General features: G+C 64.9%; 19 protein-coding genes. 15 read left to right on the top strand and 4 right to left on the bottom strand.

Annotated features, from left to right (window positions below):
• The first annotated feature begins 30 nt into the window (after nucleotides 1–30).
• Together RPC_RS16330 and ilvN are read left to right on the top strand one after the other, a co-directional pair.
• A complete protein-coding gene (locus RPC_RS16330) occupies nucleotides 31–1,023 on the top strand; it encodes a threonine dehydratase (RefSeq protein WP_011473685.1) in 993 nt (330 codons plus the stop codon).
• 91 nt (nucleotides 1,024–1,114) lie between these two features.
• The gene (ilvN, locus tag RPC_RS16325) at nucleotides 1,115–1,657 is read left to right on the top strand and encodes an acetolactate synthase small subunit (protein ID WP_011473684.1); all 543 of its coding nucleotides are present in this window, start codon (nucleotides 1,115–1,117) and stop codon (nucleotides 1,655–1,657) included.
• A 65-nt stretch (nucleotides 1,658–1,722) separates the two neighbouring features.
• Here ilvN and RPC_RS16320 read toward each other — a convergent pair whose 3' ends face one another.
• The gene (locus tag RPC_RS16320) at nucleotides 1,723–2,121 is read right to left on the bottom strand and encodes a host attachment family protein (RefSeq protein WP_011473683.1); all 399 of its coding nucleotides are present in this window, start codon (nucleotides 2,119–2,121) and stop codon (nucleotides 1,723–1,725) included.
• A gap of 188 nt (nucleotides 2,122–2,309) precedes the next feature.
• On the opposite strand from RPC_RS16320, the gene RPC_RS16315 reads away from it, so the two are divergent.
• The 7 genes from RPC_RS16315 to RPC_RS16285 all read left to right on the top strand — a co-directional run bounded on the left by RPC_RS16315 (nucleotide 2,310) and on the right by RPC_RS16285 (nucleotide 9,370).
• Complete coding sequence (locus tag RPC_RS16315; protein ID WP_011473682.1) at nucleotides 2,310–2,669, top strand: AbrB/MazE/SpoVT family DNA-binding domain-containing protein; 360 nt, start codon at nucleotides 2,310–2,312, stop codon at nucleotides 2,667–2,669.
• Nucleotides 2,656–3,027 carry a type II toxin-antitoxin system PemK/MazF family toxin gene (locus RPC_RS16310; RefSeq protein ID WP_011473681.1) on the top strand — a complete coding sequence of 124 codons (372 nt, stop codon included), beginning with the start codon at nucleotides 2,656–2,658 and terminating at the stop codon, nucleotides 3,025–3,027. The genes RPC_RS16315 and RPC_RS16310 overlap by 14 nt, the downstream gene beginning before the upstream one ends.
• Nucleotides 3,028–3,045: 18 nt before the next feature.
• Nucleotides 3,046–3,918: an EamA family transporter gene (locus tag RPC_RS16305; protein WP_011473680.1), complete on the top strand. Its 873-nt coding sequence runs from the start codon at nucleotides 3,046–3,048 to the stop codon at nucleotides 3,916–3,918.
• A 167-nt stretch (nucleotides 3,919–4,085) separates the two neighbouring features.
• Nucleotides 4,086–5,105: a ketol-acid reductoisomerase gene (gene ilvC / locus RPC_RS16300; protein WP_011473679.1), complete on the top strand. Its 1,020-nt coding sequence runs from the start codon at nucleotides 4,086–4,088 to the stop codon at nucleotides 5,103–5,105.
• A gap of 531 nt (nucleotides 5,106–5,636) precedes the next feature.
• The gene (locus RPC_RS16295; protein ID WP_011473678.1) at nucleotides 5,637–6,488 is read left to right on the top strand and encodes an SDR family oxidoreductase; all 852 of its coding nucleotides are present in this window, start codon (nucleotides 5,637–5,639) and stop codon (nucleotides 6,486–6,488) included.
• A 195-nt stretch (nucleotides 6,489–6,683) separates the two neighbouring features.
• A complete protein-coding gene (locus RPC_RS16290) occupies nucleotides 6,684–8,390 on the top strand; it encodes a sulfatase-like hydrolase/transferase (protein WP_011473677.1) in 1,707 nt (568 codons plus the stop codon).
• 176 nt (nucleotides 8,391–8,566) lie between these two features.
• On the top strand, nucleotides 8,567–9,370 hold the full coding sequence (locus RPC_RS16285) for a hypothetical protein (RefSeq protein ID WP_011473676.1): 804 nt from the start codon (nucleotides 8,567–8,569) through the stop codon (nucleotides 9,368–9,370).
• A gap of 212 nt (nucleotides 9,371–9,582) precedes the next feature.
• Here the strand turns inward: RPC_RS16285 and RPC_RS16280 are convergent, their stop codons facing one another.
• Together RPC_RS16280 and RPC_RS16275 are read right to left on the bottom strand one after the other, a co-directional pair.
• Entirely contained in the window at nucleotides 9,583–11,139 is a 1,557-nt protein-coding gene (locus RPC_RS16280) for an ABC transporter permease/substrate-binding protein (RefSeq protein ID WP_011473675.1), read from the bottom strand.
• Nucleotides 11,136–11,939 (bottom strand): ATP-binding cassette domain-containing protein, encoded by an 804-nt coding sequence (locus RPC_RS16275; RefSeq protein ID WP_011473674.1) that lies wholly within the window; start codon nucleotides 11,937–11,939, stop codon nucleotides 11,136–11,138. The genes RPC_RS16280 and RPC_RS16275 overlap by 4 nt, the downstream gene beginning before the upstream one ends.
• A gap of 396 nt (nucleotides 11,940–12,335) precedes the next feature.
• On the opposite strand from RPC_RS16275, the gene RPC_RS26275 reads away from it, so the two are divergent.
• The 6 genes from RPC_RS26275 to RPC_RS16250 all read left to right on the top strand — a co-directional run bounded on the left by RPC_RS26275 (nucleotide 12,336) and on the right by RPC_RS16250 (nucleotide 18,680).
• A complete protein-coding gene (locus tag RPC_RS26275) occupies nucleotides 12,336–12,581 on the top strand; it encodes a hypothetical protein (protein WP_157043230.1) in 246 nt (81 codons plus the stop codon).
• Between the two features lie 40 nt (nucleotides 12,582–12,621).
• Nucleotides 12,622–13,611 (top strand): radical SAM protein, encoded by a 990-nt coding sequence (locus RPC_RS16270; RefSeq protein ID WP_011473672.1) that lies wholly within the window; start codon nucleotides 12,622–12,624, stop codon nucleotides 13,609–13,611.
• 11 nt (nucleotides 13,612–13,622) lie between these two features.
• Entirely contained in the window at nucleotides 13,623–14,624 is a 1,002-nt protein-coding gene (locus tag RPC_RS16265; protein ID WP_011473671.1) for a hypothetical protein, read from the top strand.
• 62 nt (nucleotides 14,625–14,686) lie between these two features.
• On the top strand, nucleotides 14,687–15,391 hold the full coding sequence (locus RPC_RS16260; RefSeq protein ID WP_011473670.1) for a hypothetical protein: 705 nt from the start codon (nucleotides 14,687–14,689) through the stop codon (nucleotides 15,389–15,391).
• Nucleotides 15,392–15,464: 73 nt separating this feature from the next.
• Nucleotides 15,465–16,451: a polyphosphate kinase 2 family protein gene (locus RPC_RS16255; protein WP_011473669.1), complete on the top strand. Its 987-nt coding sequence runs from the start codon at nucleotides 15,465–15,467 to the stop codon at nucleotides 16,449–16,451.
• Between the two features lie 192 nt (nucleotides 16,452–16,643).
• Entirely contained in the window at nucleotides 16,644–18,680 is a 2,037-nt protein-coding gene (locus RPC_RS16250) for a hypothetical protein (protein WP_041801944.1), read from the top strand.
• A 20-nt stretch (nucleotides 18,681–18,700) separates the two neighbouring features.
• Here the strand turns inward: RPC_RS16250 and bioB are convergent, their stop codons facing one another.
• Nucleotides 18,701–19,771 (bottom strand): biotin synthase BioB, encoded by a 1,071-nt coding sequence (gene bioB / locus RPC_RS16245; protein ID WP_011473667.1) that lies wholly within the window; start codon nucleotides 19,769–19,771, stop codon nucleotides 18,701–18,703.
• Between the last annotated feature and the right edge of the window lie 253 nt (nucleotides 19,772–20,024).

Here is a 20,024-nt window from a genome sequence, read left to right as displayed (position 1 = left end):
GGCGTTGGTGAGAACGGGTGAGACGAGCCGATGTTCGACCTGCAACAATTGGAGCATGCCCGGAGCGTTGTCGGCGCAGCGATGCCGCCGACCCCGGCGCACCGCTGGCCGTTGCTTTCCGAGCGGCTCGGCGCCGACGTCGTCGTCAAGCACGAGAATCACACCCCGACCGGCGCCTTCAAGGTCCGCGGCGGCCTGGTCTATGTCGACCGCTTAAAGCGCGAACGGCCGCGGACCGCCGGGCTGATCTCGGCGACCCGCGGCAATCACGGCCAGAGCCTGGCGTACGCCGCGACCCGGCACGGGCTGCCGGTGACGATCGTGGTGCCGCGCGGCAATTCGCCGGAAAAGAATCGGGCGATGCGGGCGTTCGGCGCCGAACTGGTCGAGCATGGCGACGACTTCCAGGCGGCCCGCGAGGAGGCCGGCCGCCGCGGCGAGGGCAGTGGCCTGGAAATGGTGCCGGCGTTCCATCGCGATCTGGTGTTGGGTGTGGCGACCTATGCGCTGGAATTGCTGCGGGCGACGCCTGATCTCGAGGTCCTTTATGTGCCGATCGGCCAGGGCTCCGGGATCTGCGGCTGTATTCTGGCTCGCGATCTGCTCGGATTGAGCACCGAGATCGTCGGCGTGCAATCCACGCAAGCGCCGTCCTATGCTTTGTCGTTCGCAGCCGGCACCGTGGTGACCACCGAGAGCAGTGATACCTTGGCCGACGGCCTGGCCACGCGGATTCCCGATCCGGACGCGCTGGCGATCATTCGCAACGGCGCGTCGCGCATCGTCCAGGTCACCGACGCCGCGATCGCCACAGCGATCCGAACCTACTGGACCGACACGCACAATCTGGCCGAGGGGGCCGGCGCGGCGCCGCTCGCCGCCGCCGCGCAAGACAAGGCCAAGATCCGCGGCAAGCGGGTCGGCTTGGTGCTGAGCGGCGGAAATATCGATTTCGACCTGTTCAGCCGTTGGGTCGTTCCACCACCACCGGCGGCCGTCGTCGGCGGCAAGGAGTTGGCGTGAGCTGCCCAGCGCCAGCGCGTCACATTCCGCCGCGGAGATAGGGCGCGTAGCGCCAGTTGAAATGTTTGAACGCTTGAACGTGAGGACCACAATGAACCAGCCCGCATCCGCTTATTTCATGGACGAGCGCAAAGACCCGGTCGAAACCCACACGCTGTCGGTGCTGGTGCAGAACGAGCCCGGCGTGCTGGCGCGCGTCATCGGCCTGTTCTCCGGCCGCGGCTACAATATCGAAAGCCTCACCGTGTCGGAGACCGAGGCGCAGAAGCACGTCTCGCGTATCACCATCGTCACCACCGGCACGCTGGCGGTGATCCAGCAGATCAAGCACCAGCTCGATCGCATGGTGCCGGTGTATCGCGTGGTCGACATGACGTTGTCGGGCCGTTCGATCGAGCGCGAATTGGCGATGGTCAAGCTGCGCGGCGTCGGGGAACATCGCGTCGAGGCGTTGCGGCTCGCCGAAGCGTTCCGCGCCCGCGTGATCGACGCCACCATCGAGAGCTTCGTGTTCGAGATCACCGGCAACTCCGCCAAGATCAACCAGTTCATCGACCTGATGCGGCCGCTCGGGCTGGTCGAAGTATCGCGCACCGGCGTCGCCGCGATCGGCCGCGGCCCGGAAGGGATGTAACGCGGCGCGGCTTTGTTGTCGGGGATCGGCAGAGGGGATCGTCATCGCGCGGAGGATGCGTCCGGCTACGCCGCGATCGCCGCGGCGATATCGTCGAACGAGTGGTTGGTGAGGTCCTTCGCCAGCGAGCGGATCACCGAGGCTTCCACCGTCTTGTGCAGGATCGGTCGCATCTGGCCGAGCGTTTGCGGGTCGGCGATCAGCACCAGCTGATCGAACTCGCCGGCGAGCTTCATCCGGTTCAGCGTATTGCAGAGTTGCTTGGCGAAGGTGGCTTCGTCGGTCTGGCTCTGGGTCTGATCCTCGGGGCGCGATCCCGACGGGCCGTCGTCGTCGAGGTTCTCCGGCGCCAGCCGACGCTCCTCGCGCAGCGTCACCTTGGCGGGCTGGCCGGAATTGCGCAGCAGCATCGCGCCGCCGCCATCGGCCACCACGATCAGCGTATTATGCGGAATGAGGGCCATGATTGCCGTGTCCTTCGATCCGGGGAGGAGCGGCCGTCGCGCGGCCGTCGCCAGATGGCAACAGCGCGCGGCGGGCTTGGTTCCGCCGACCCGGCTCCGCGCGTCGCCGCGATCGCTGCGGCCCGGAAGGGTCGCTGGACTCTCGCTCGCCCGGATATACATTGTGTATCCGTTGAGGGAGCGCCGCGATGAAAGTCAAAGTCGCCAAATGGGGCAACAGCCTCGGCATCCGGCTGCCGAGCGCCGCCGCTGACAGCGTCGGCGCCACCGTCGGGAGCGAGCTCGATCTCACGATCGAGAACGGCGAGCTGCGCCTTCGGTCGATCCGCAAGACGTCGGCGCAACGTCTCGAAGAGATGCTCGACGAGATGGACCGCCTCGGCCCCGAGCAGGAGTCCGAAACCGTCGATTGGGGTCCGGATCGCGGATCCGAGATTATCGACGATGACTACTCGCGCGGGATTTTGGTGGAAGGCCCGGACGGCGTACCGGTTCGCGCCGATTCGCTTCCTGCGAGACACCCGAAGAAGCGCGATGAAACTTCCTGACGTCGGTGACATTGCGTGGGTCGATTTGGACGACACGCGCGGAAGCGAGCAGTCTGGCCGTCGGCCAGCGCTTGTTCTCACGCCGCTGAGCTTTCATCAAAGGTCGCGTCGCGCTGTGATTTGCCCGATCACATCGAAAGTCAGGGATTGGCCGACCAATATTGTTCTGCCGCACGGTCTGCGAACCAAGGGGATGATCATGGTCGATCAGGTGCGGTCGATTGATCGTGAGGAACGCTTGTTTGAGACGATTGAGAAGGTGCCGCCGGCTATTGTCCGGGAGGTGCGCATTAAGCTCGCCGACCTGCTCGGCATTGAGACTGATGGGCCGCCGCCCAGCGGGCTAGATCGTGCTTAGTCGGCGTTATCAGACCTCATGAAGCTCACCGACATCGCCCTGGCGCTCACCATCGCGCTGATCTGGGGGCTGGGATTCGTCTTCACCCGGCTCGGAGTGGCGGAGATGTCGCCGACCGTGCTGACGCTGGTGCGCTTCGCGGTGGCGGCGCTGCCCTGCATCCTGCTGCCGCGGCCGAAGCTGGCCTGGCCGATCTGGATCGGCATCAGCCTGTTGCTGGTCTGGCAATATCTGACCCAGACCTACGGCATGGCGCAGGGCGTCCCGGCCGGGCTCACCGCGGTGATCGTGCAGAGCCAGGCTCTGTTCACCATCGGCTTTGCGGCGCTGCTGCTGCGCGAATTCCCCACCCGCGGCCAGCTCGCCGGCATCGTGGTGGCGAGTTGCGGGCTGTTGCTGATCTGCTTCACCGTCGGTTACGATTTCAGCGTGCTCGCCTTCGCGGTGACGATGACCGCGCCGCTGGCGTTCGCGCTGTCCAACCTGCTGCTGCGGCAGGCCAGGGAGGTGCCGATGCTCGACCTGTTCGCTTGGGTCAGTCTGGCCTCGCTGCCGCCGCTCGGGGCCGCCGCACTGGTCGCCGACGGTCCCGCTGCGATCTGGCAGCAGGTCAGCCATCTGTCGCCGGGCGGAATCGGCTGCGTGCTGGCGCTGTCGCTGGGCTCGACCACGCTCGGCTACTGGATCTGGGGCCGGCTGCTGCACGCCTATACCGCGGCGCAGGTGGTGCCGTTTGCGCTGTTGGTGCCGTTCATCGGCGCCGGCGCCTCGGCGCTGGTGTTCGGTGAGCAGTTCGGCACGCTGCGGCTGGCCGGGATGATCATCGTGGTCGGCGGCATCGCCATCATGCTGTTTGCTGGCCGGTCCAAGGCGTTGCCGGAGGTGGCGTGAAGCGGCCAACCGCAGCGCAGCATGCCAGAAATCGCCGCTGCGGGCTTGTCTCGCGGCACTCGCCGCCCTAAAAACCGGCGGCATTTCAAGAACCGGCGCCGGGAGCGTTGTCAGGTTCGTCAACAGGCCGGTTTGACGCGTTCAGCCGCCGGAATAAAGGAACGACCATGCGTGTATATTACGATCGCGACGCCGATTTGAACCTGATCAAGGGCAAAAAGGTCGTCATCATCGGCTACGGCAGCCAGGGCCACGCGCATGCGCTCAACCTGAAGGATTCCGGCGTCAAGGACGTCGCCATCGCGCTGCGCAAGGGCTCCACCTCGGCGCAGAAGGCCGAGGCCGCCGGCTTCAAGGTGATGGAAGTCGCCGAGGCCGCCAAATGGGCCGACGTGATGATGATGCTGACCCCCGACGAATTGCAGGGCGACATCTATCGCGAGCATCTGCACGACAACATGAAGAACGGCGCGGCGCTGCTGTTCGCCCACGGCCTCAACGTGCATTTCAACCTGATCGAGCCGCGCGCCGATCTCGACGTGGTGATGGTGGCGCCGAAGGGCCCCGGCCACACCGTGCGCTCGGAATATCAGCGCGGTGGCGGCGTGCCCTGCCTGATCGCGGTGCATAAGGATTCTTCCGGCAACGCCCACGACCTCGGCCTCAGCTACGCCTCGGCCATTGGTGGTGGACGCGCGGGCATCATCGAGACCACCTTCCGCGAGGAATGCGAGACCGACCTGTTCGGCGAGCAGGTGGTTTTGTGCGGCGGCCTGGTCGAACTGATCAAGGGCGGCTTCGAGACCCTGGTGGAAGCCGGCTACGCGCCGGAGATGGCCTATTTCGAGTGCCTGCACGAAGTGAAGCTGATCGTCGACCTGATCTATGAAGGCGGCATCGCCAACATGAACTACTCGATCTCCAACACCGCGGAATACGGCGAATACGTCACCGGCCCGCGCATCGTCACCCCGGAGACCAAGAAGGAAATGAAGAAGGTTCTGGAAGATATCCAGAACGGCATCTTCACCCGCAACTGGATGCTGGAAAACAAGGTCAACCAGACCTCGTTCAAGGCCACCCGCGCCAAGTTGGCCGAGCACCAGATCGAGGAAGTCGGCGCCAAACTCCGCGACATGATGCCCTGGATCAAGAAGGGCGCGCTGGTCGACAAGAGCAAGAACTGATCGACGCGCTCAGCGTCTGACGGCGGAACGGGATCGCAGCGATGCGGTCCCGTTCTGTTTGAGCGCCCTCGCAACGCGCTCCGCGTCATCCTGAGGAGCCCGGCGTAGCGCGTAGCGCGAAGCCGGGCGTCTCGAAGGATACGCAGCGGGCGCGGTGCCCGGTCATCCTTCGAGGCTCGCCGCAAGCGCGGCTTCGCGCCTCAGGATGACGGCAAGGTCGGTATTTGGAGCAACGGGATCTGCGATACGGGCCCGTTTCTTTGGAGCGCCCTCGCATCGCGCTCCGCGTCATCCTGAGGAGCCCGGCGTAGCGCGTAGCGCGAAGCCGGGCGTCTCGAAGGATACGCAGCGGGCGCGGTGCCCGGTCATCCTTCGAGGCTCGCCGCAAGCGCGGCTTCGCACCTCAGGATGACGGCGAGGGTGGAGTGGTTCGGCGAAGTCAGCATCAGAATCTGACCAGAACGGGATCGCCTCATCGCGGTCCCGCTTTGTTGTGCTAGCATCGCGGCCGCAACCAAGCGGAGGCCTCCCATGCGATCCATCGTCATTACCGGCGTATCCACCGGCATCGGCCATGCCGCGGCGAAGTTGCTGCTGGAGCGCGGCTTTGCGGTGTTCGGCAGCGTGCGCAAGCAAGAGGATGCCGATCGGCTCAAGGCCGAGTTCGGCGAGCATTTCACGCCGCTGATCTTCGACGTCACCGATGAAGACGCGGTGAAGGCCGCGGCGCGCGAGGTCCGCACCGCGTTGCGCGGCGAGACGCTGGCAGGCCTCGTCAACAACGCCGGGATCGCGGTGGCCGGGCCGGTGCTGGAACTGCCGATCGCGGATTTCCGCCATCAGTTCGAGGTCAATGTGATCGGGCCGATTCTGGCCACCCAGGCCTTCGCCCCGCTGCTCGGCGCCGATCCGCATCTTCAGGGCCCGCGCGGCCGCATCGTGATGATCAGCTCGTTGGCCGGCAAGTTCGGCAATCCGTTGATGTCGGCCTATTCGGCGTCCAAACACGCGCTCGAAGGATTGTCCGACGCGCTGCGCCGCGAATTGATGCTGTTCGGCATCGACGTCATCGTGATTGCGCCCGGCGCGGTGAAGACCCCGATCTGGGCCAAGGCCGACGAGGTGGACATTTCCGGCTTCGAAACCTCGCCGTTCTTTCCGGCGCTGCAGCGGGTGCGCAACTATCTGCCGCAGATGTCCGCCAAGGGGCTGCCGGCGGAGCGGATCGCCGAGGGCATCTTCACCGCCTTGACCGCGGCGCATCCGCGGGTGCGGGTCACGCTGACCCCGGATCCGCTGCGCAACCTGATCACCAACCTGCTGCCGAAGCGCACGGTCGACAAGATCATCGGCAAGAGCCTCGGTCTGCTGCCGGCGAAATAGCGGCCGCTGCGCTGCAGCACGATCACCCCGCGATTTGCCCCCGCAATGCTGCGAGGCCGCGGATTGTTGCAAACTGATTGCACCTAAATGACGGTTCAATTACGGTTTGATGACATGATGCACTAGCCGGCTGCATCGTCCGCCTTCTGGTCACCGCCAGCCAGGCCATGGCCCGCCGCGCGCAGGTGTCCCGCCATGGGGCTGCCGCCCAATCCAGTGCCATCGGTGGGCGCGGCGACCGCAGCCGCGCCGGCCAGCGTCTGGCGGATGCTGGCGGTGGTGCCGCCGCATCTCGCGGCATTGGCGTTGATGCTGCACACCGAAACCGATTTCAACGGCCGGCTCGGCTTCCTGCTGGCCTGGGGGCTGCTGAATTTCGCCTGGATCGCGGCGCTGCGCCGGCCGGCACTGTCCGGCGCGTTGTCGCTGACCATGGTGGTGATGCTGGTGTTGCTGTCGCGGCTGAAGCACGACATCGTGCAGATGACCGCGAACTTCGTCGACCTGATGGTGATCGACCGCGACACCATCGCCTTCCTGTTCACGATCTTTCCCGAGCTGCGCTGGTCGGTGATCGGCACCGCGCTGCTGATCGTTCCCTTGATGTACGCGCTGTGGTGGCTCGACCCGTTCCGGATCCGCCGCCAGCCGGCGCTGGCCGGCACCATGCTGTTTCTGGCCGGTCTGGTCGGCTATGCGACGGCCTGGCCGGACGAGGCCTGGCGCGGCTATTACGACGACGGCTACCTGTCGAAATTCGCCCGCTCCGGGGTTACCGCGGTGTCGGATTTCTTCAACTACGGCTTCATGGAATCCGATGCGGTGGTCGCCGACCAGTTGAAGCTGCCGCTGGAGGAGGCCTGCCATCCGGTCGGGCGGCGGCCGAACATCATCATGATCCACGACGAGTCGTCGTTCGACATTCGCGCCGCCGGGCAGGTGAAGGTGCCGGCGGGTTACGGCGCGCATTTCCAATCGTTCGACGGCAAGGCGCGCAAATTTCTCGCCGAGAGCAATGGCGGGCCGAGCTGGTTCACCGAATACAACGTGCTGGCCGGGCTGTCGTCGCGCTCGTTCGGGCGGTTTTCCTATTTCGTCACCCGGATCGCCTCCGGCCGGGTGGAGCGCGGCCTGCCGCTAGCGCTGCGCCGCTGCGGCTACACCACGACGGCGCTGTATCCCGCCAACGGCGCCTTCATGAGCGCGCGCAATTTCCAGACCACCACCGGCATGGAGCGGTTCTTCGACGCCCGTGATCTCGGCTCCAGCCATGTCGAGCCGGACAGCTTCTTCTACGACAAGGCGCTCGGCTTGATGCCGCAGCACGGCGCGCCAAAGCCGTTCTTCATGTTCGTCTATCTCGCCGCCAATCATTTCCCCTGGCAGACCAAATTCCGCCCCGAGCTGACGCCTTCCTGGCGCGCGCTCGGCAACGCCCCGGTGGTCGAGGAATATCTGCGCCGCCAGGCCTTGAGCGTGACCGACTACGCAGCCTTCCTGGCCGGCTTGAAGAAACACTATCCGGCGCAGCCGTTCCTGATCGTGCGGTTCGGCGATCATCAGCCGGAATTCTCGCCGCAACTGCTCGACCCCGAGCTCGACGAGGCCGGCCTCGGCAAGAAGCTGATGGCCTATGACCCGCGCTACTACGCCACCTACTACGCGATCGACGCGATCAACTTTCAGCCGGTGGAGAGCCCGGCGATCATGGACACGATCGATGCCGCCTATCTGCCGCTGGTGATCCAGGAGGCGGCGGGGCTGCCGCTCGACCCCTCCTTTGCCGAGCAGAAGGCCATCATGCTCCGCTGCAGCGGGCTGTTCTACGGCTGCCGCAACGGCGCCGAGGCGCGGCGCTTCAACCGGCTGCTGATCGACGCCGGCATGATCAAGAATCTGTAACGCGGCTGTCGCACGGCCGCGCCTTGCTGACGCGCGCGGGGCCGGCGCTGCGCGCTGCCCTGGGCTCGCAAATGACCAAAGCGCTGATTCTGCTCGCTGCTTTTTCAGCCAGGCTCTAAGATCGCGGCCGAGGCGACCACGCTGGGCGCCGCGTTGCGTTGGATTAGACCGGGACCATGGACTCTCCGCTGCTCATGCGCCTTGGCGCTGCCGCCTCCGTGTTGGGCCACGCCGCGGTGCTGCTGCTGTTGCTGTTGGCGGGGGTGTATCCATACGAGTCGGTGAGTTCAGATGCGATCAAGGTCGAGCTGGTGCCGGCCGACGAGCTCACCCCGCCCGAGGTGACGCCGCCGCAGCAGTCCTCGCCAGAGCCCTCGGCGCCGGCGCAGCCCGAAGCCGCGGCGCCGCCTGATCCGCCGTCGCCGCAGCCGAAACCCGCGTCGCCGCAGCAGACTGCCGCGTTGGAGAAGCCGGAGCCGCAGCAGCCGACGGAGCAGACCGCGCAAAACTCTCCGCAGCCGGCGCCGCAGCAACAACCGGCGCCGCAGCCGGACTGGCCGGCGCCGATGGCGGCGCCGCAGCCGCCCGATCTCACCGAACGGTTTCATGTCATGCTCGGCCTGCCGGCGGAGGCGCTCGGCAAAGATGTCGGGGGTGAGGCCGCCGACGCCGCCAACATCGCCGCCTCCGACACCGACAAGCTGCGCGCGCATCTGCGCAATTGCGCGGCGCTGCCGGGCGCGGTGGCGCCGACCGACAAGGTGCGGATCGTGATCCGCATCGCGCTGACCCCGGAGGGCCGGCTGGCGTCGCCGCCGGCGTTGATCGAAGCCAGCGCCTCGATGAAAGGACCGCTGTTGATGCAGGCGGCGATCAAGGCGTTGCAGGATTGCCAGCCCTACGCGATGCTGCCGGCGGAGAAGTATCAGGAATGGCGGGTGCTCGACATCGGCTTCACGCCGAAGGACTTCAAGGGGTAGCTGCCCCCCGCGTGAATCAATCTGACGGAGCGTGCCCCGGACGCTGCGCAATGCGCCGCGTCAGCGGCGTGGCGCGCTGCAGAGCCGGGGCCGTTACGGATGCTGCCTTTGGTACGGTCCGGCTCCCGTCGCAGCGCAAGCGCGCTGCTCGCGTCCGGGACACGATGCTTACTTTGCGCAGCGACCACGCGTGGCATGGCTGTCTGCAATAGCTACGGCGCGATCCGCCGCCACAGCCACCGCGCCACCGCGTCGGGCGAGCTGTCGCCGTCGCCGCCCGCAGCGCGCAGATTGGCGGCGCGCATCGCGGCGATGTCGATCTTGCCGATGAGCGGCGCGAGCGCCGCGCGCAACGCGGCATCGTCGGCGCGCCGCGGCGACAACAGCACGATGGCGTCGTAGGGCGGGATCGCGGCCTTTGGGTCATCGAGCACCACGAGATCGTATTTGGCGATCAGCCCGTCCGAGGTGTAGCCGGCGATGACGTCGACTTCACCCGAGGCCACCGCCGCATACATGAAGTCCGGCTGCAGGGTGCGCTGGCTGCGAAACGCCAGGCCATAGGCTTGGCGCAGCCCGGCCCATTCCGGTCGCGAGAAGAATTCGTAATCGCCGGCGATCGACAGCGTCGAAGCCTGCCGCGCGAGATCGGCGATCGAACGAATGCCGAGCGCGTCGGCGCGGGCGCGCGGCATCACCAGCGCATAGGCGTTGGCAAAGCCGAGTTCGCCGAGCAGCGTCACCTTGGACCGGGCGAGTTCGTTCGTCAGCTCGGCGAGCAATTCCGCGCGCGGCTTGATCTCGGGGTGGTGGAACTGATTGGCCCACAGCGTGCCGGAATAATCCACATAGACGTCGATGTCGCTGGTGGCGAGCGCGTCATAGATCACGCTGGAGCCCAGCCCCTCGCGGCTGGTCGCGGCCAACCCGGCTTCGCGCAGCCGCTGCGCGATCAAGGCCGACAGCACATATTGCTCGGTGAAGGTCTTGGCGCCGACGACGTAGCGCGAGGAAGGCTGCGTCAGCGACGGTGCCAGCGCCGCGGTCAGCAGGGCGAGCAGGCCGACCCCGCCCACAGCGACGCGCAGCCGGCTGCGCAGCGTCAGCCCGCGCTCGACCAGTGCCAGCAATTGATCGACCGCGAGCGCCAGCACGGCCGCCGCGGTGCAGCCGAACAGCACCAACACCCAGTTCTGGGTTTGCAATCCGGCGAAGATGTAGTTGCCGAGGCTGGTCTGGCCGATCGGGGTGGAGAGCGTCGCGGTGCCGATCACCCACACCGCGGCGGTGCGGATGCCGGCCATCATCACCGGCAACGCCAGCGGCAGTTCGACCATGACCAGCGATTGCCGCTGCGTCATGCCGACGCCCTGCGCGGCCTCCAGCAGCACCGGATCGATGCCGTCGAGCCCGGTGATGGTGTTGCGCAGCACCGGCAGCATCGAATACAGCGCCAGCGCCAGCACCGCCGGCAGAAATCCGAACGCCGAGAAGCCGACGCCGAACCAGCTGAGCGATAGCGCCGCCAGCGCCAGCAGCAGCGGATAGAACAGCGCCAGCAGCGCCAGCCCGGGCACCGTCTGCACGATGCTGGCGAAGCCGAGCAGGGTGGAGCGCAGCAGCGGCCGCCGCCTCGCCAGGATCGCCAAGGGCAGGCTGACCGCGAGACCCAGCGCAAGCGCGGCCAGGCTGACCCGGACGTGGTTGCCGAGATAGTCCGGCAGATGCGACAGCGCCTCGCTCCAGCGCGGGTCGGCGAACGGCGTCATGCGGCGCCATCCCGCGGCAGCAGCGCCTGCAGCCGCTCGGCCTGGCGCCGCGGCGTCTGCAGCATGTCGTTGACATACGCGTCATCGCTGTGTGCGAGCTGGTTCGGCGTGCCCTGCGCCAGGATGCGGCCGTCGCGCATCACCACGATGCGGTCGGCGAGCAGCAGCGCCTCGGCAATGTCGTGGGTGATCATGATGGTGGTGAGGCCGAGGCGGCTGTGCAGCGCGCGAAACTCCACGCCGAGCGCGGCGCGGGTCAACGGATCGAGCGCGCCGAACGGCTCGTCCATCAGCACGATGGCCGGCTTGGCGGCGAGCGCGCGGGCGACGCCGACGCGTTGGCGCTGACCGCCGGACAGTTCATGCGGAAATCGATGGCGATCCTGCGCGCGGTCGAGCCGCACCAGATCGAGCAATTCGTCGACCCGCGCCGCGATCTCGGGTTTCGACCAGCCCAACAGTTTCGGGGTGATGCCGATATTGCCGGCGACGCTGAGATGCGGAAACAGCGCGCCGCTCTGGAACACGGTGCCGATCCGCCGCCGCAGCGCCACCGGATCGGCCGCGGCAACATCTTGGCCTTCGATCCGGACCACGCCGCGATCGGGCGTGATCAACCGGTTGGCAAGACGTAGCAGAGTGGTCTTGCCGCTTCCGGAGCCGCCGACGATCACCAGCAGCTCGCCGCGGGCGACTTCAAACGACACGCCGCACACCGCCATGACACGCCGACCATCACCGCCGCCGTCGAAACTCTTCTCGACGTTTTCGAACGCGATGAGGGGCGCGGCGCCGGCCATGGCCTGTGGCTAGCACAACCGCGGCAATCGATAAAGCGCGGCCGGGTTGTCGGCGCCCGACGTGGAATGGTAGCGCGGCACTTGGTGCCGTCGGTGTTCGTGGTCCCGGTCCGCTCGCGGTCAGCAGATCGAGCGGCGCCGGCTGGTTCCTCGACCGCAGTCGGGCAACGCAGTGCAGCAGACAGATTAGCGATCAACTCACCGAGCCGTTGTGAACCATCGGTCTTGGCGGATCGACCAACCGATGACGCTGCTCCTCTTTCGGATATCCGAAACGAAGTATGGCATGCTTGCCGACGACATTCGAATCGCCAAGCCAGCTAACTGGTGGCCGGATCATACGAGGACGAGGCGGGGCGTCTTTCAGGAAGGAATTTCACCCCAAGGAGCATTGAAATGGCAGATCAGCAATCACTTTCTTCGGTCTTGAGTGAATTGTCACTCAGCGACCTTCAAGTGGATTCGGATGGCAAGGTCCGGATCGCAAACCCCGACGTCGCAAAGCGTGTGGCCGACCTGGCCGGTGGACCGTCTGGACGCGCATTGTCCGACAGTCTGAACACGGGCACCTGCCACAACACCTACTGCATCGCGCCGGGCCTTGATCAACTCGCAGCACGCGGCAATCCCGCGCTGCGCTGAAGTCCACACTTAAAAATCGGTCGATTCGAAGGAGGCGAGCATGGATGTCGCAGCCGCAGAGACGTCTTTTCGCAGAAATTGTCGCGATGCCTGGGCCGAAGATCACTTCCAACTGATCGTGATGCCCACCGAGAAATGCAATTTCCGCTGCGTCTATTGCTACGAGGATTTTGCCCTTGGACGGATGGAACGATCCGTGGTCGAGGGCATCAAAGCCCTCGTGCGGCGCCGTGCTCCCTCGCTTTCGTCGATCGAAATCAGCTGGTTTGGCGGCGAGCCGACCGTCGCCAGCGACATCGTGCTGGAGGTGATGGCCGATGCACAGGATGCCTGCCGCAGCAACGGCGTCAAGCTGCGCGGCGGCATGACGACCAACGGCTTTCTGCTCAGCGGCGCGCGCTATCTGGAATTCCACCGGCACGGGGTCACCGATTTCCAAATTACGCTGGACGGCCCGCAGGCATACCATGACACGACGCGGCTGCAGGCCAACCGGAAAGGCAGCTTTGCGGACATCTGGAACAACCTGCTCGAGATTCGTGATATCAAGGCGGACGGCGAGATCCTGCTGCGTATCCATCTCACCCGGAAGAACGCCGACGTGATCCCACGCTTCGTCGCGGAGATCGAGCGCACATTCGCTGACGATCCGCGCTTCCGCTTCAGCTTGCAGCCGGTCGAAGCGCTCGGCGGCGACAATGACATTTCCGAACTGATCATTCCGGCCGCGGTGCGCGATTGGGGACATCGGGCCGGCACCGCGCCGGAGCCGAACGGGTCGTCGCTGGAGCGGGCGCATCCGGACGACTACGTCTGTTACGCGGCAAAGGCCAATTCCTACGTCATTCGGTCGGATGGACGGGTCGGCAAATGCACCGTGGCGCTGAAGAGCGACAGCAATTGCATCGGCCGTATCAATCCCGACGGATCGCTGGCGATCGACGCGGCCAAGCTGGGACCGTGGCTGTCGGGCTGGACCACGCAGCATCCGGGCGCCCTGTCGTGCCCGGCCGCAGCCGTATTCGGCTGAGAGGGGCGATGATGTTTGCGCCTCCGGTACGGCGGACGAACTATCTGGTGCGCCGGCCCGGCGCCGACTGGATCGAGGACCTCGAACAGGCCTTCGTCGCCGCAACTGCGGCCGGCGACGTCGGGGCGTTGTCGGAGGCGCTCAACAAATTCGCCTTCGTGCTGTTCAAGGCGAATCGCACGGAGGACGCCATGGAGCTGTGCCGCGCACACTATCGTGCGCTGCTGCGGACCCCCGAATTGTCGCACTACGCGGTCCAGCCCTGGATCAACGAGGGGCGCATCTTGGCACGGTGTGGCGACTTCCAGGGCGCATGCGAGCGCCTGCTGATCGGCGTCGACGACGAGATCCGGATCGACGGCACGACGTTACGTGATCTGGATTCGGCCACGATCGATGTCTGCCGCAACGTGGCGATCGTCGATGGGTTTTTCCTTGCGTTGGGCGAAGGCGGCGTCGCGGCGGCCGAACGGCATTTGCGCAGGTTCGAGCCGGGCGATCTGATCGAGGAACTATCGCTGCAGATCGCGCTCGCGCGCGGCGACCTCGCGGCGGCCGAGCGCCACCTCGGTCAGCTGTCGGGGGAGGCGGCCTATGCCCCGACCCTGGCCTGCTACACGGCCGCGACTGCCGGATGTCGGGACGATCGTCCAAGCTTCGCCAAGGCGCTGTTGCTGCTGGTCGCGCTGCTCGACGGCTGGGCCCGCGGCGTCGACGATGTCGCGAGCATCCTGCACGCATTGGCGTGGCTTGCACGGTTGCACCGCGCACGCGTGGAGTCGGTGATCGCAGGCGCGATCGCCGGGTTCCTTATCGAACGCGCCGCGGAGTTGGGCGACGAGGAGCTGCGCTGCGGCTTCTCGGGCCAGCGTTATGTGCCGCTGCCGGCCGAGGCGGGCGAATTGGCGAGCCGATTCCTGACCCGGGCGCGCGCGCGGCTGCAGGGCGCAGCGCCGATCACGCCGTGTGGCCAGCACAACGGTCGCGAGCGGAAAGCCGACGCCGGCTCTTGAATGTTGCCGCGCGGCGTTCCATGACAGCGCATCATGGCTGATTTGACGTATGGCTCGGCGCGATGACGGCGCCTGTATTTCACCGGGTGGCGCAGCTCGAGCTGATCCGCGACGACTGGCGCTGGCCGTTCGCCGACGACCGCCGCGCCGAGATCGACGCGCATTTCGCCAAGCGCCGCCTGGAGAAGCCGGACTTGTTCAACGGCCGGGTGCTGCTCGGGCGCAACGCGCGGTTTACGCCGCAGTGCTTTAGCGCCGACATCTTCGAGACCGACTTTGCGAGCTTCCTTTCGTGGCGCGATTGGGGCTATCCCGATCACAACGTGTTCAACGGCTTCGGCATGGGCGCGCTGCGCGCCAGCGACGGCGCTTTTGTGCTCGGCGAAATGGGCCAGCACACCGCCAATGCCGGCCGGGTGTATTTCCCCGGCGGCACGCCCGATCCCTCCGATCTGCGCGGCGACCGGCTCGATATCGCCGGCAGCATCAGCCGCGAAATCGCCGAGGAGACCGGGTTGCTTGAATCCGACTACCGGTCGAGCGACGGCTGGTGCTGCGTCGTCAGCGGCACGCTGATCGCGATCTTGCGGGTGCTGCAGGTTGATCGGCCGAGCGCGGTGTTGCGCGACAAGATCGAGGCCAGCTTGGCGCAGCAGGTCGCGCCGGAACTCTGCGCCATCCATTTGGTGCGCGAGCCGGGCGATTTCACCGCGGCGATGCCGAGCTTCGTCACCGCATTCCTGGCGACGCAGTTTGCGCGCGGCTGAGGACAGCTAACAGGCTGGCCTCGGCGGCGCGGGCCATGTAGCTTCGACGCAGTGAACCGGAGCGCCGCCCGCCATGCCCGACAACAAGAAGACTCTCGCCGCCACGTTGAAGCCCTATATCGCGCCGTTCCGGGCCGACGGCACGCAGCGCTTTCACCTCAAGGCGCACAAGACCAACGAGAAGGGCGGGCTCGACAAGAGCCAGGCCGAGCGCATCATCGAGGCCAACCGCAAGCGGCTGAACGATTTCCAGGAGATGCTCTACGCCCAGGACCGTTGGTCGCTGCTGTTGATCTTCCAGGGCATGGACGCCGCCGGCAAGGACACCGCGATCAAGAGCGTGTTCGACGGCGTCAATCCGCAGGGCTGCGAAGTGTACTCGTTCAAGACCCCGACAAGCCACGAACTCGATCACGACTTCATGTGGCGGGCTGCCACCAGTTTGCCGCAACGCGGCCGGATCGGAATTTTCAACCGCTCCTACTACGAAGACGTGCTGGTGGTGCGGGTGCATCCGGAGATCCTCGCCAAGCAGAAAATCCCGCCGGAACTGGTGACCAGGAAGGTCTGGCGCGAACGCTTCGAGGACATCGCTTCGTTCGAGCGCTATTTGGCGCGCAACGGCACCGTGGTGCTGAAGTTCTTCCTCAACGTCTCCAAGGAAGAGCAGCGCCAGCGTTTTCTCGGCCGGCTGGAAGATCCGGCGAAAAACTGGAAGTTCTCGATGGCCGACGTCTCCGAACGCGCGCTGTGGGATCGCTATCAGGCGGCATATCAGGACGCGATCGCGCACACCGCAACGCCGGCGGCGCCGTGGCACATCGTGCCGGCCGATCACAAATGGTTTGCCCGGGTGGTGATCGGCTCGACCATCGTGGCCGCGTTGGAGAAGCTCAACCTGCATTTTCCCAAGACCGACCCGGACTCGCTGAAGGAGTTCAAGCAGGTTCGGCTGGCGCTGGAGCAGGAGGGCAAGAAGCGCATCAGGTTGCGCAAGCCGGCCGGCAAAGTGGTGGAGGCCGCGGCCGCGAAAGCCGCAAAGGCAGAGGCGAAGGTGTAGCAGGCGCACCCCCGACGTTCCTGGCGCGGCGCCGTTGGCGTCGCCACCGCCGAGGCGGACGACGGTGTCGTCGACCCGACTGAGCGCCGTCTCTCCGATCCTCGGAGAGCAAGCTGCGGGCGCAATCCAGCTTGCGTTGCATGGCAACCGATGCAATCTTCGGTTGCTGCAGGATGGGCGAGGGAGGCGCCTGTGAGTATCTGGCCGCTGTTTTTCGGATTCGTGCTCGGCGTCGCGATCGGAACCATTGCGACGGTGAACAAGGCCACCGAGCTGCATCAGCAAGCCAAGGATTGGTTACCGACCGTGTCCTGGCGGCGCCTTCGCGAATTGGCCGCGAGAGGACCGCGTGCGGTGCTCGTTGCGTTGCCGGAAATGCAGCAGGTCCAGGTGCTGTTCATCCTGGTCAGCGTTTGGATCGCTGGATTGGCCCTGATCCTGTTGTTCTCCCCGCCCTGGGACCACACCTCGTCGCGGGATTATATCCTCGCCTCGCTGGTCGGCGGCGCCACCGCGCCCTGGATCTTGCTGCACTTCGACAGTCGGCTGCAGCGAGCTCCGGAGCCAGACGATGCGCAGGGGACCGCGGGCGCATCACGGCCCGGTCGGCGTTCAAAGCAAGGCCCGGCGGATCCCCCGCCTGCAAGCCGCGACGATTTCTCGCGCTATCAGTTCATGACCTATGTGCTGGGAGCTGTGCTCCTGGTGGTGCTGTTGCAGCCCTATCTGGCACGTTGGCTGCCCCTCACCAACAAGATCGAGGTCCTGGGGATGGCCTTCACTTTCGCTCCCTCACGAACCGACAGAGTGACCGCAATCGACACAACGTCCACCGCAAGCGGCTCGACCGCTATTTCAGTATCTCGCTTCGCCCAGGCAACGACGCTGAACTCCCGTCTTTCTAACGGCTTGATAAATATAACAACCAATGAGCCCTTCACACTAGCGGATGTCTCGGACATGAAGGGCTTTACGGCCTTATCTATGATGGATCGAGACAAGGTTTACATTGCATATTTTATTCACGCTCGAAACGCTGAACACGGAAATCTGGAATTTCGAAGAACCTTCGCCAATCTCCAAGCGTACGTTGATGCGGCTGGCGTTTCGATCTATGCGCCAGACGCAAATTTTATCGCGAAGCTCAAGGACCTTTCGAGATGCATTTCGGACTATGTCCAAGAAACGGGCGATTTCCGGTTGTTCTTCTTGGATACCAAGATATTTCTGCAGGAATTGACGTCGAAAGTCGCGCGGCGGTGGGGAAGTCCGCCAGACGCAGGACAGCAGGAATTGTTGGATGTTGGTAATCTACCGAGTAACCTCGCTAAATTTGCACATCCTCGCCCGCAATCGACAGCGTGCAAAGACGTCGACAACGTCGTTGGCTTGCTGAGGCGCGTTGACCTCGACGGAGTGGGAAGAACCCCATACCCCGCTTATCTAATTGCGCACTACATGGCGGCGGTTGATTCGGTGGATAGTGGAGCGCTCATCTTGCGCGACTGGATCAAATATCATCGGCTTATTGCAAATGACGGCGATAGCCAATTAGAGCGGATTGCAAATGAATGGTATAATGTCAGAGCGCTGATTGCGTTGGGTTTGATGCCGTCGAGGTTTGGTAGCGTCGCGCCGACGCACTTGGCCTTGGTGCAATTTCAAAAGACCGAAACTGATCGGATGGCGGCCTTGCTGGGTGTGGGCACCGCCCAAACATGGCGCGCGTTCTGTAAGAAGCTGGACCAATTCGATGGATTTCACAAGTTGGTTGGCAAATATCTTGCCCTGACCTACGCGGATGAACGTAATTATCTGTTCGAATTGCTTCGTCCGGCAGATTTTGGATTGCCGCCACCAGGGCAGGCGGAACTTATCAGCGCCGAGTATTCGCCCCGGACATACCTTGAAGAGGCGGAGGCCATCCAGCAAATGCCAGAATGCTTCGCGAGTGCGGCCGAACCCGAGCGACTGCCGCGCATGCTTGGGCTCTTTGCGCTCAATGCCGCCCAATTAAGGTATTCAGTACGACTGATTGCACGTGGTCCTGAAGCCGAGGCGCTCACCCAGGAGATACTAGCAGATTTGGAGCGTGCAAAGCAGCTTGGCAAGCCAAGACGCTCGGTCAGCGATCCAGATCTGCTAGATCCTCCTGATGAATTCGATTCCGCACGATTGCGCTTGGGTGACTTTAGCCAACGCTTCGAAGCGGAGCGGAATGCGCAGTGAGCTGATTCCCCAACGACGCGTCAGCCGTGGCTGTGCCCGTGCGGGCCGTGATCGTGGCCCTGATCGTGGGTGTGGCTGTGCGAGCTGTGCTCGTGCACGCCGTGATCGTCGCGCGGCTCGAGGCCGAGCCGATCGAACAGGCTACGATCTTTGTTGTCGCCGGGGTTCGGCGTGGTCAACAGCGTGTCGCCGATGAAGATCGAATTGGCGCCGGCGAGGAAGCACAGCGTCTGCATCTCGTCGGACATCGCGGTGCGGCCGGCGGCGAGCCGGACGTCGGACAATGGCATCATGATCCGTGCCAGCGCGATGGTGCGCACGAAGGCGATCGGGTCGACCGGCGTCGCGGTCAGAGAAATCGGCGTGCCTTCGATCGGGATCAGCAAGTTGATCGGCACGCTCTCCGGATGTTTGGCCAAATTGGCCAGCGTGCGCAGCATTTCGACGCGATCGGTCGGCTTCTCGCCGAGGCCGAGGATGCCGCCGCAGCACACCTTGATGCCGGCGTCCTGCACCTTGTGCAGGGTATTCAGCCGATCGCCGTAGGTCCGCGTTTTCACCACCGAAGGATAGAATTCTTCCGAGGTGTCGAGGTTGTGGTTGTAGTAGTCGAGCCCGGCGTCGGCGAGTTGCTTGGCCTGGTCGTCGCTCAGCATGCCGAGCGTCACGCAGGCTTCCATGCCGAGCGCTTTCACGCCTTTGACCATCTCGATCACCGGCGCCATGTCGCGATCCTTCGGCGAGCGCCAGGCCGCGCCCATGCAGTAGCGCGTCGCACCGCCGGCCTTCGCCGCCTTGGCGCTTTCGATCACGTCGGCCGGGGCCATCAGCTTCGAGGCCGGCAGGTCAGTGTGGTGATGCGCAGATTGGCCGCAATAGCCGCAATCCTCGGCACAGCCGCCGGTCTTGACGTTCAACAGCTGATTGCACTGCACTTTGTTGGGATCGAAGCTCTGGCGATGGATAGTCGCCGCCCGGAACATCAGATCCATGAACGGCGCGTAATAGATCGCGGCGGCTTCTTCGCGGGTCCAGTCGTGGCGGATGGTCGGGGTGGCTTGTGCCAGCGACGGCAGATCGATGGTATTCAACGTGATGCTCCAAGGCTTAGGGCAGGGCTGGTTTTCTTGGCATAGGTCTGTGATTTGCGCGAACCATTAGGGGGGATTTCGGCAGCCGCGGTACTCAGATCCCAGCAGGTTCGTTATGCCTGAGCGCGGCCAGTAGGTCAGTCTGTCTGACCTACTTTGCCGTTGCGGGCGCCGGCTTTTGTCGTTTACAAGAAGTCCAGGGTGCTTCGCCGGCAACGAACCGTCAACGGTTTCGAGCGACGATGCGGGCCTG

The organism is Rhodopseudomonas palustris BisB18, assembly GCF_000013745.1.
Taxonomy (GTDB): Bacteria; Pseudomonadota; Alphaproteobacteria; order Rhizobiales; family Xanthobacteraceae; genus Rhodopseudomonas_A; species Rhodopseudomonas_A palustris_F.
Note: the sequence above shows the minus strand (reverse complement) of the source record. Positions and strands in the feature narration are given on the sequence as shown.

What these genes read in the sequence shown, in the direction of transcription:
- RPC_RS16330 (WP_011473685.1), top strand. Translation starts at nt 31, where the DNA reads ATGTTCGACCTGCAACAATTGGAGCATGCCCGGAGCGTTGTCGGCGCA.
- ilvN (WP_011473684.1), top strand. Translation starts at nt 1,115, where the DNA reads ATGAACCAGCCCGCATCCGCTTATTTCATGGACGAGCGCAAAGACCCG.
- RPC_RS16320 (WP_011473683.1), bottom strand. Translation starts at nt 2,121, where the DNA reads ATGGCCCTCATTCCGCATAATACGCTGATCGTGGTGGCCGATGGCGGC.
- RPC_RS16315 (WP_011473682.1), top strand. Translation starts at nt 2,310, where the DNA reads ATGAAAGTCAAAGTCGCCAAATGGGGCAACAGCCTCGGCATCCGGCTG.
- RPC_RS16310 (WP_011473681.1), top strand. Translation starts at nt 2,656, where the DNA reads ATGAAACTTCCTGACGTCGGTGACATTGCGTGGGTCGATTTGGACGAC.
- RPC_RS16305 (WP_011473680.1), top strand. Translation starts at nt 3,046, where the DNA reads ATGAAGCTCACCGACATCGCCCTGGCGCTCACCATCGCGCTGATCTGG.
- ilvC (WP_011473679.1), top strand. Translation starts at nt 4,086, where the DNA reads ATGCGTGTATATTACGATCGCGACGCCGATTTGAACCTGATCAAGGGC.
- RPC_RS16295 (WP_011473678.1), top strand. Translation starts at nt 5,637, where the DNA reads ATGCGATCCATCGTCATTACCGGCGTATCCACCGGCATCGGCCATGCC.
- RPC_RS16290 (WP_011473677.1), top strand. Translation starts at nt 6,684, where the DNA reads ATGGGGCTGCCGCCCAATCCAGTGCCATCGGTGGGCGCGGCGACCGCA.
- RPC_RS16285 (WP_011473676.1), top strand. Translation starts at nt 8,567, where the DNA reads ATGGACTCTCCGCTGCTCATGCGCCTTGGCGCTGCCGCCTCCGTGTTG.
- RPC_RS16280 (WP_011473675.1), bottom strand. Translation starts at nt 11,139, where the DNA reads ATGACGCCGTTCGCCGACCCGCGCTGGAGCGAGGCGCTGTCGCATCTG.
- RPC_RS16275 (WP_011473674.1), bottom strand. Translation starts at nt 11,939, where the DNA reads ATGGCCGGCGCCGCGCCCCTCATCGCGTTCGAAAACGTCGAGAAGAGT.
- RPC_RS26275 (WP_157043230.1), top strand. Translation starts at nt 12,336, where the DNA reads ATGGCAGATCAGCAATCACTTTCTTCGGTCTTGAGTGAATTGTCACTC.
- RPC_RS16270 (WP_011473672.1), top strand. Translation starts at nt 12,622, where the DNA reads ATGGATGTCGCAGCCGCAGAGACGTCTTTTCGCAGAAATTGTCGCGAT.
- RPC_RS16265 (WP_011473671.1), top strand. Translation starts at nt 13,623, where the DNA reads ATGTTTGCGCCTCCGGTACGGCGGACGAACTATCTGGTGCGCCGGCCC.
- RPC_RS16260 (WP_011473670.1), top strand. Translation starts at nt 14,687, where the DNA reads ATGACGGCGCCTGTATTTCACCGGGTGGCGCAGCTCGAGCTGATCCGC.
- RPC_RS16255 (WP_011473669.1), top strand. Translation starts at nt 15,465, where the DNA reads ATGCCCGACAACAAGAAGACTCTCGCCGCCACGTTGAAGCCCTATATC.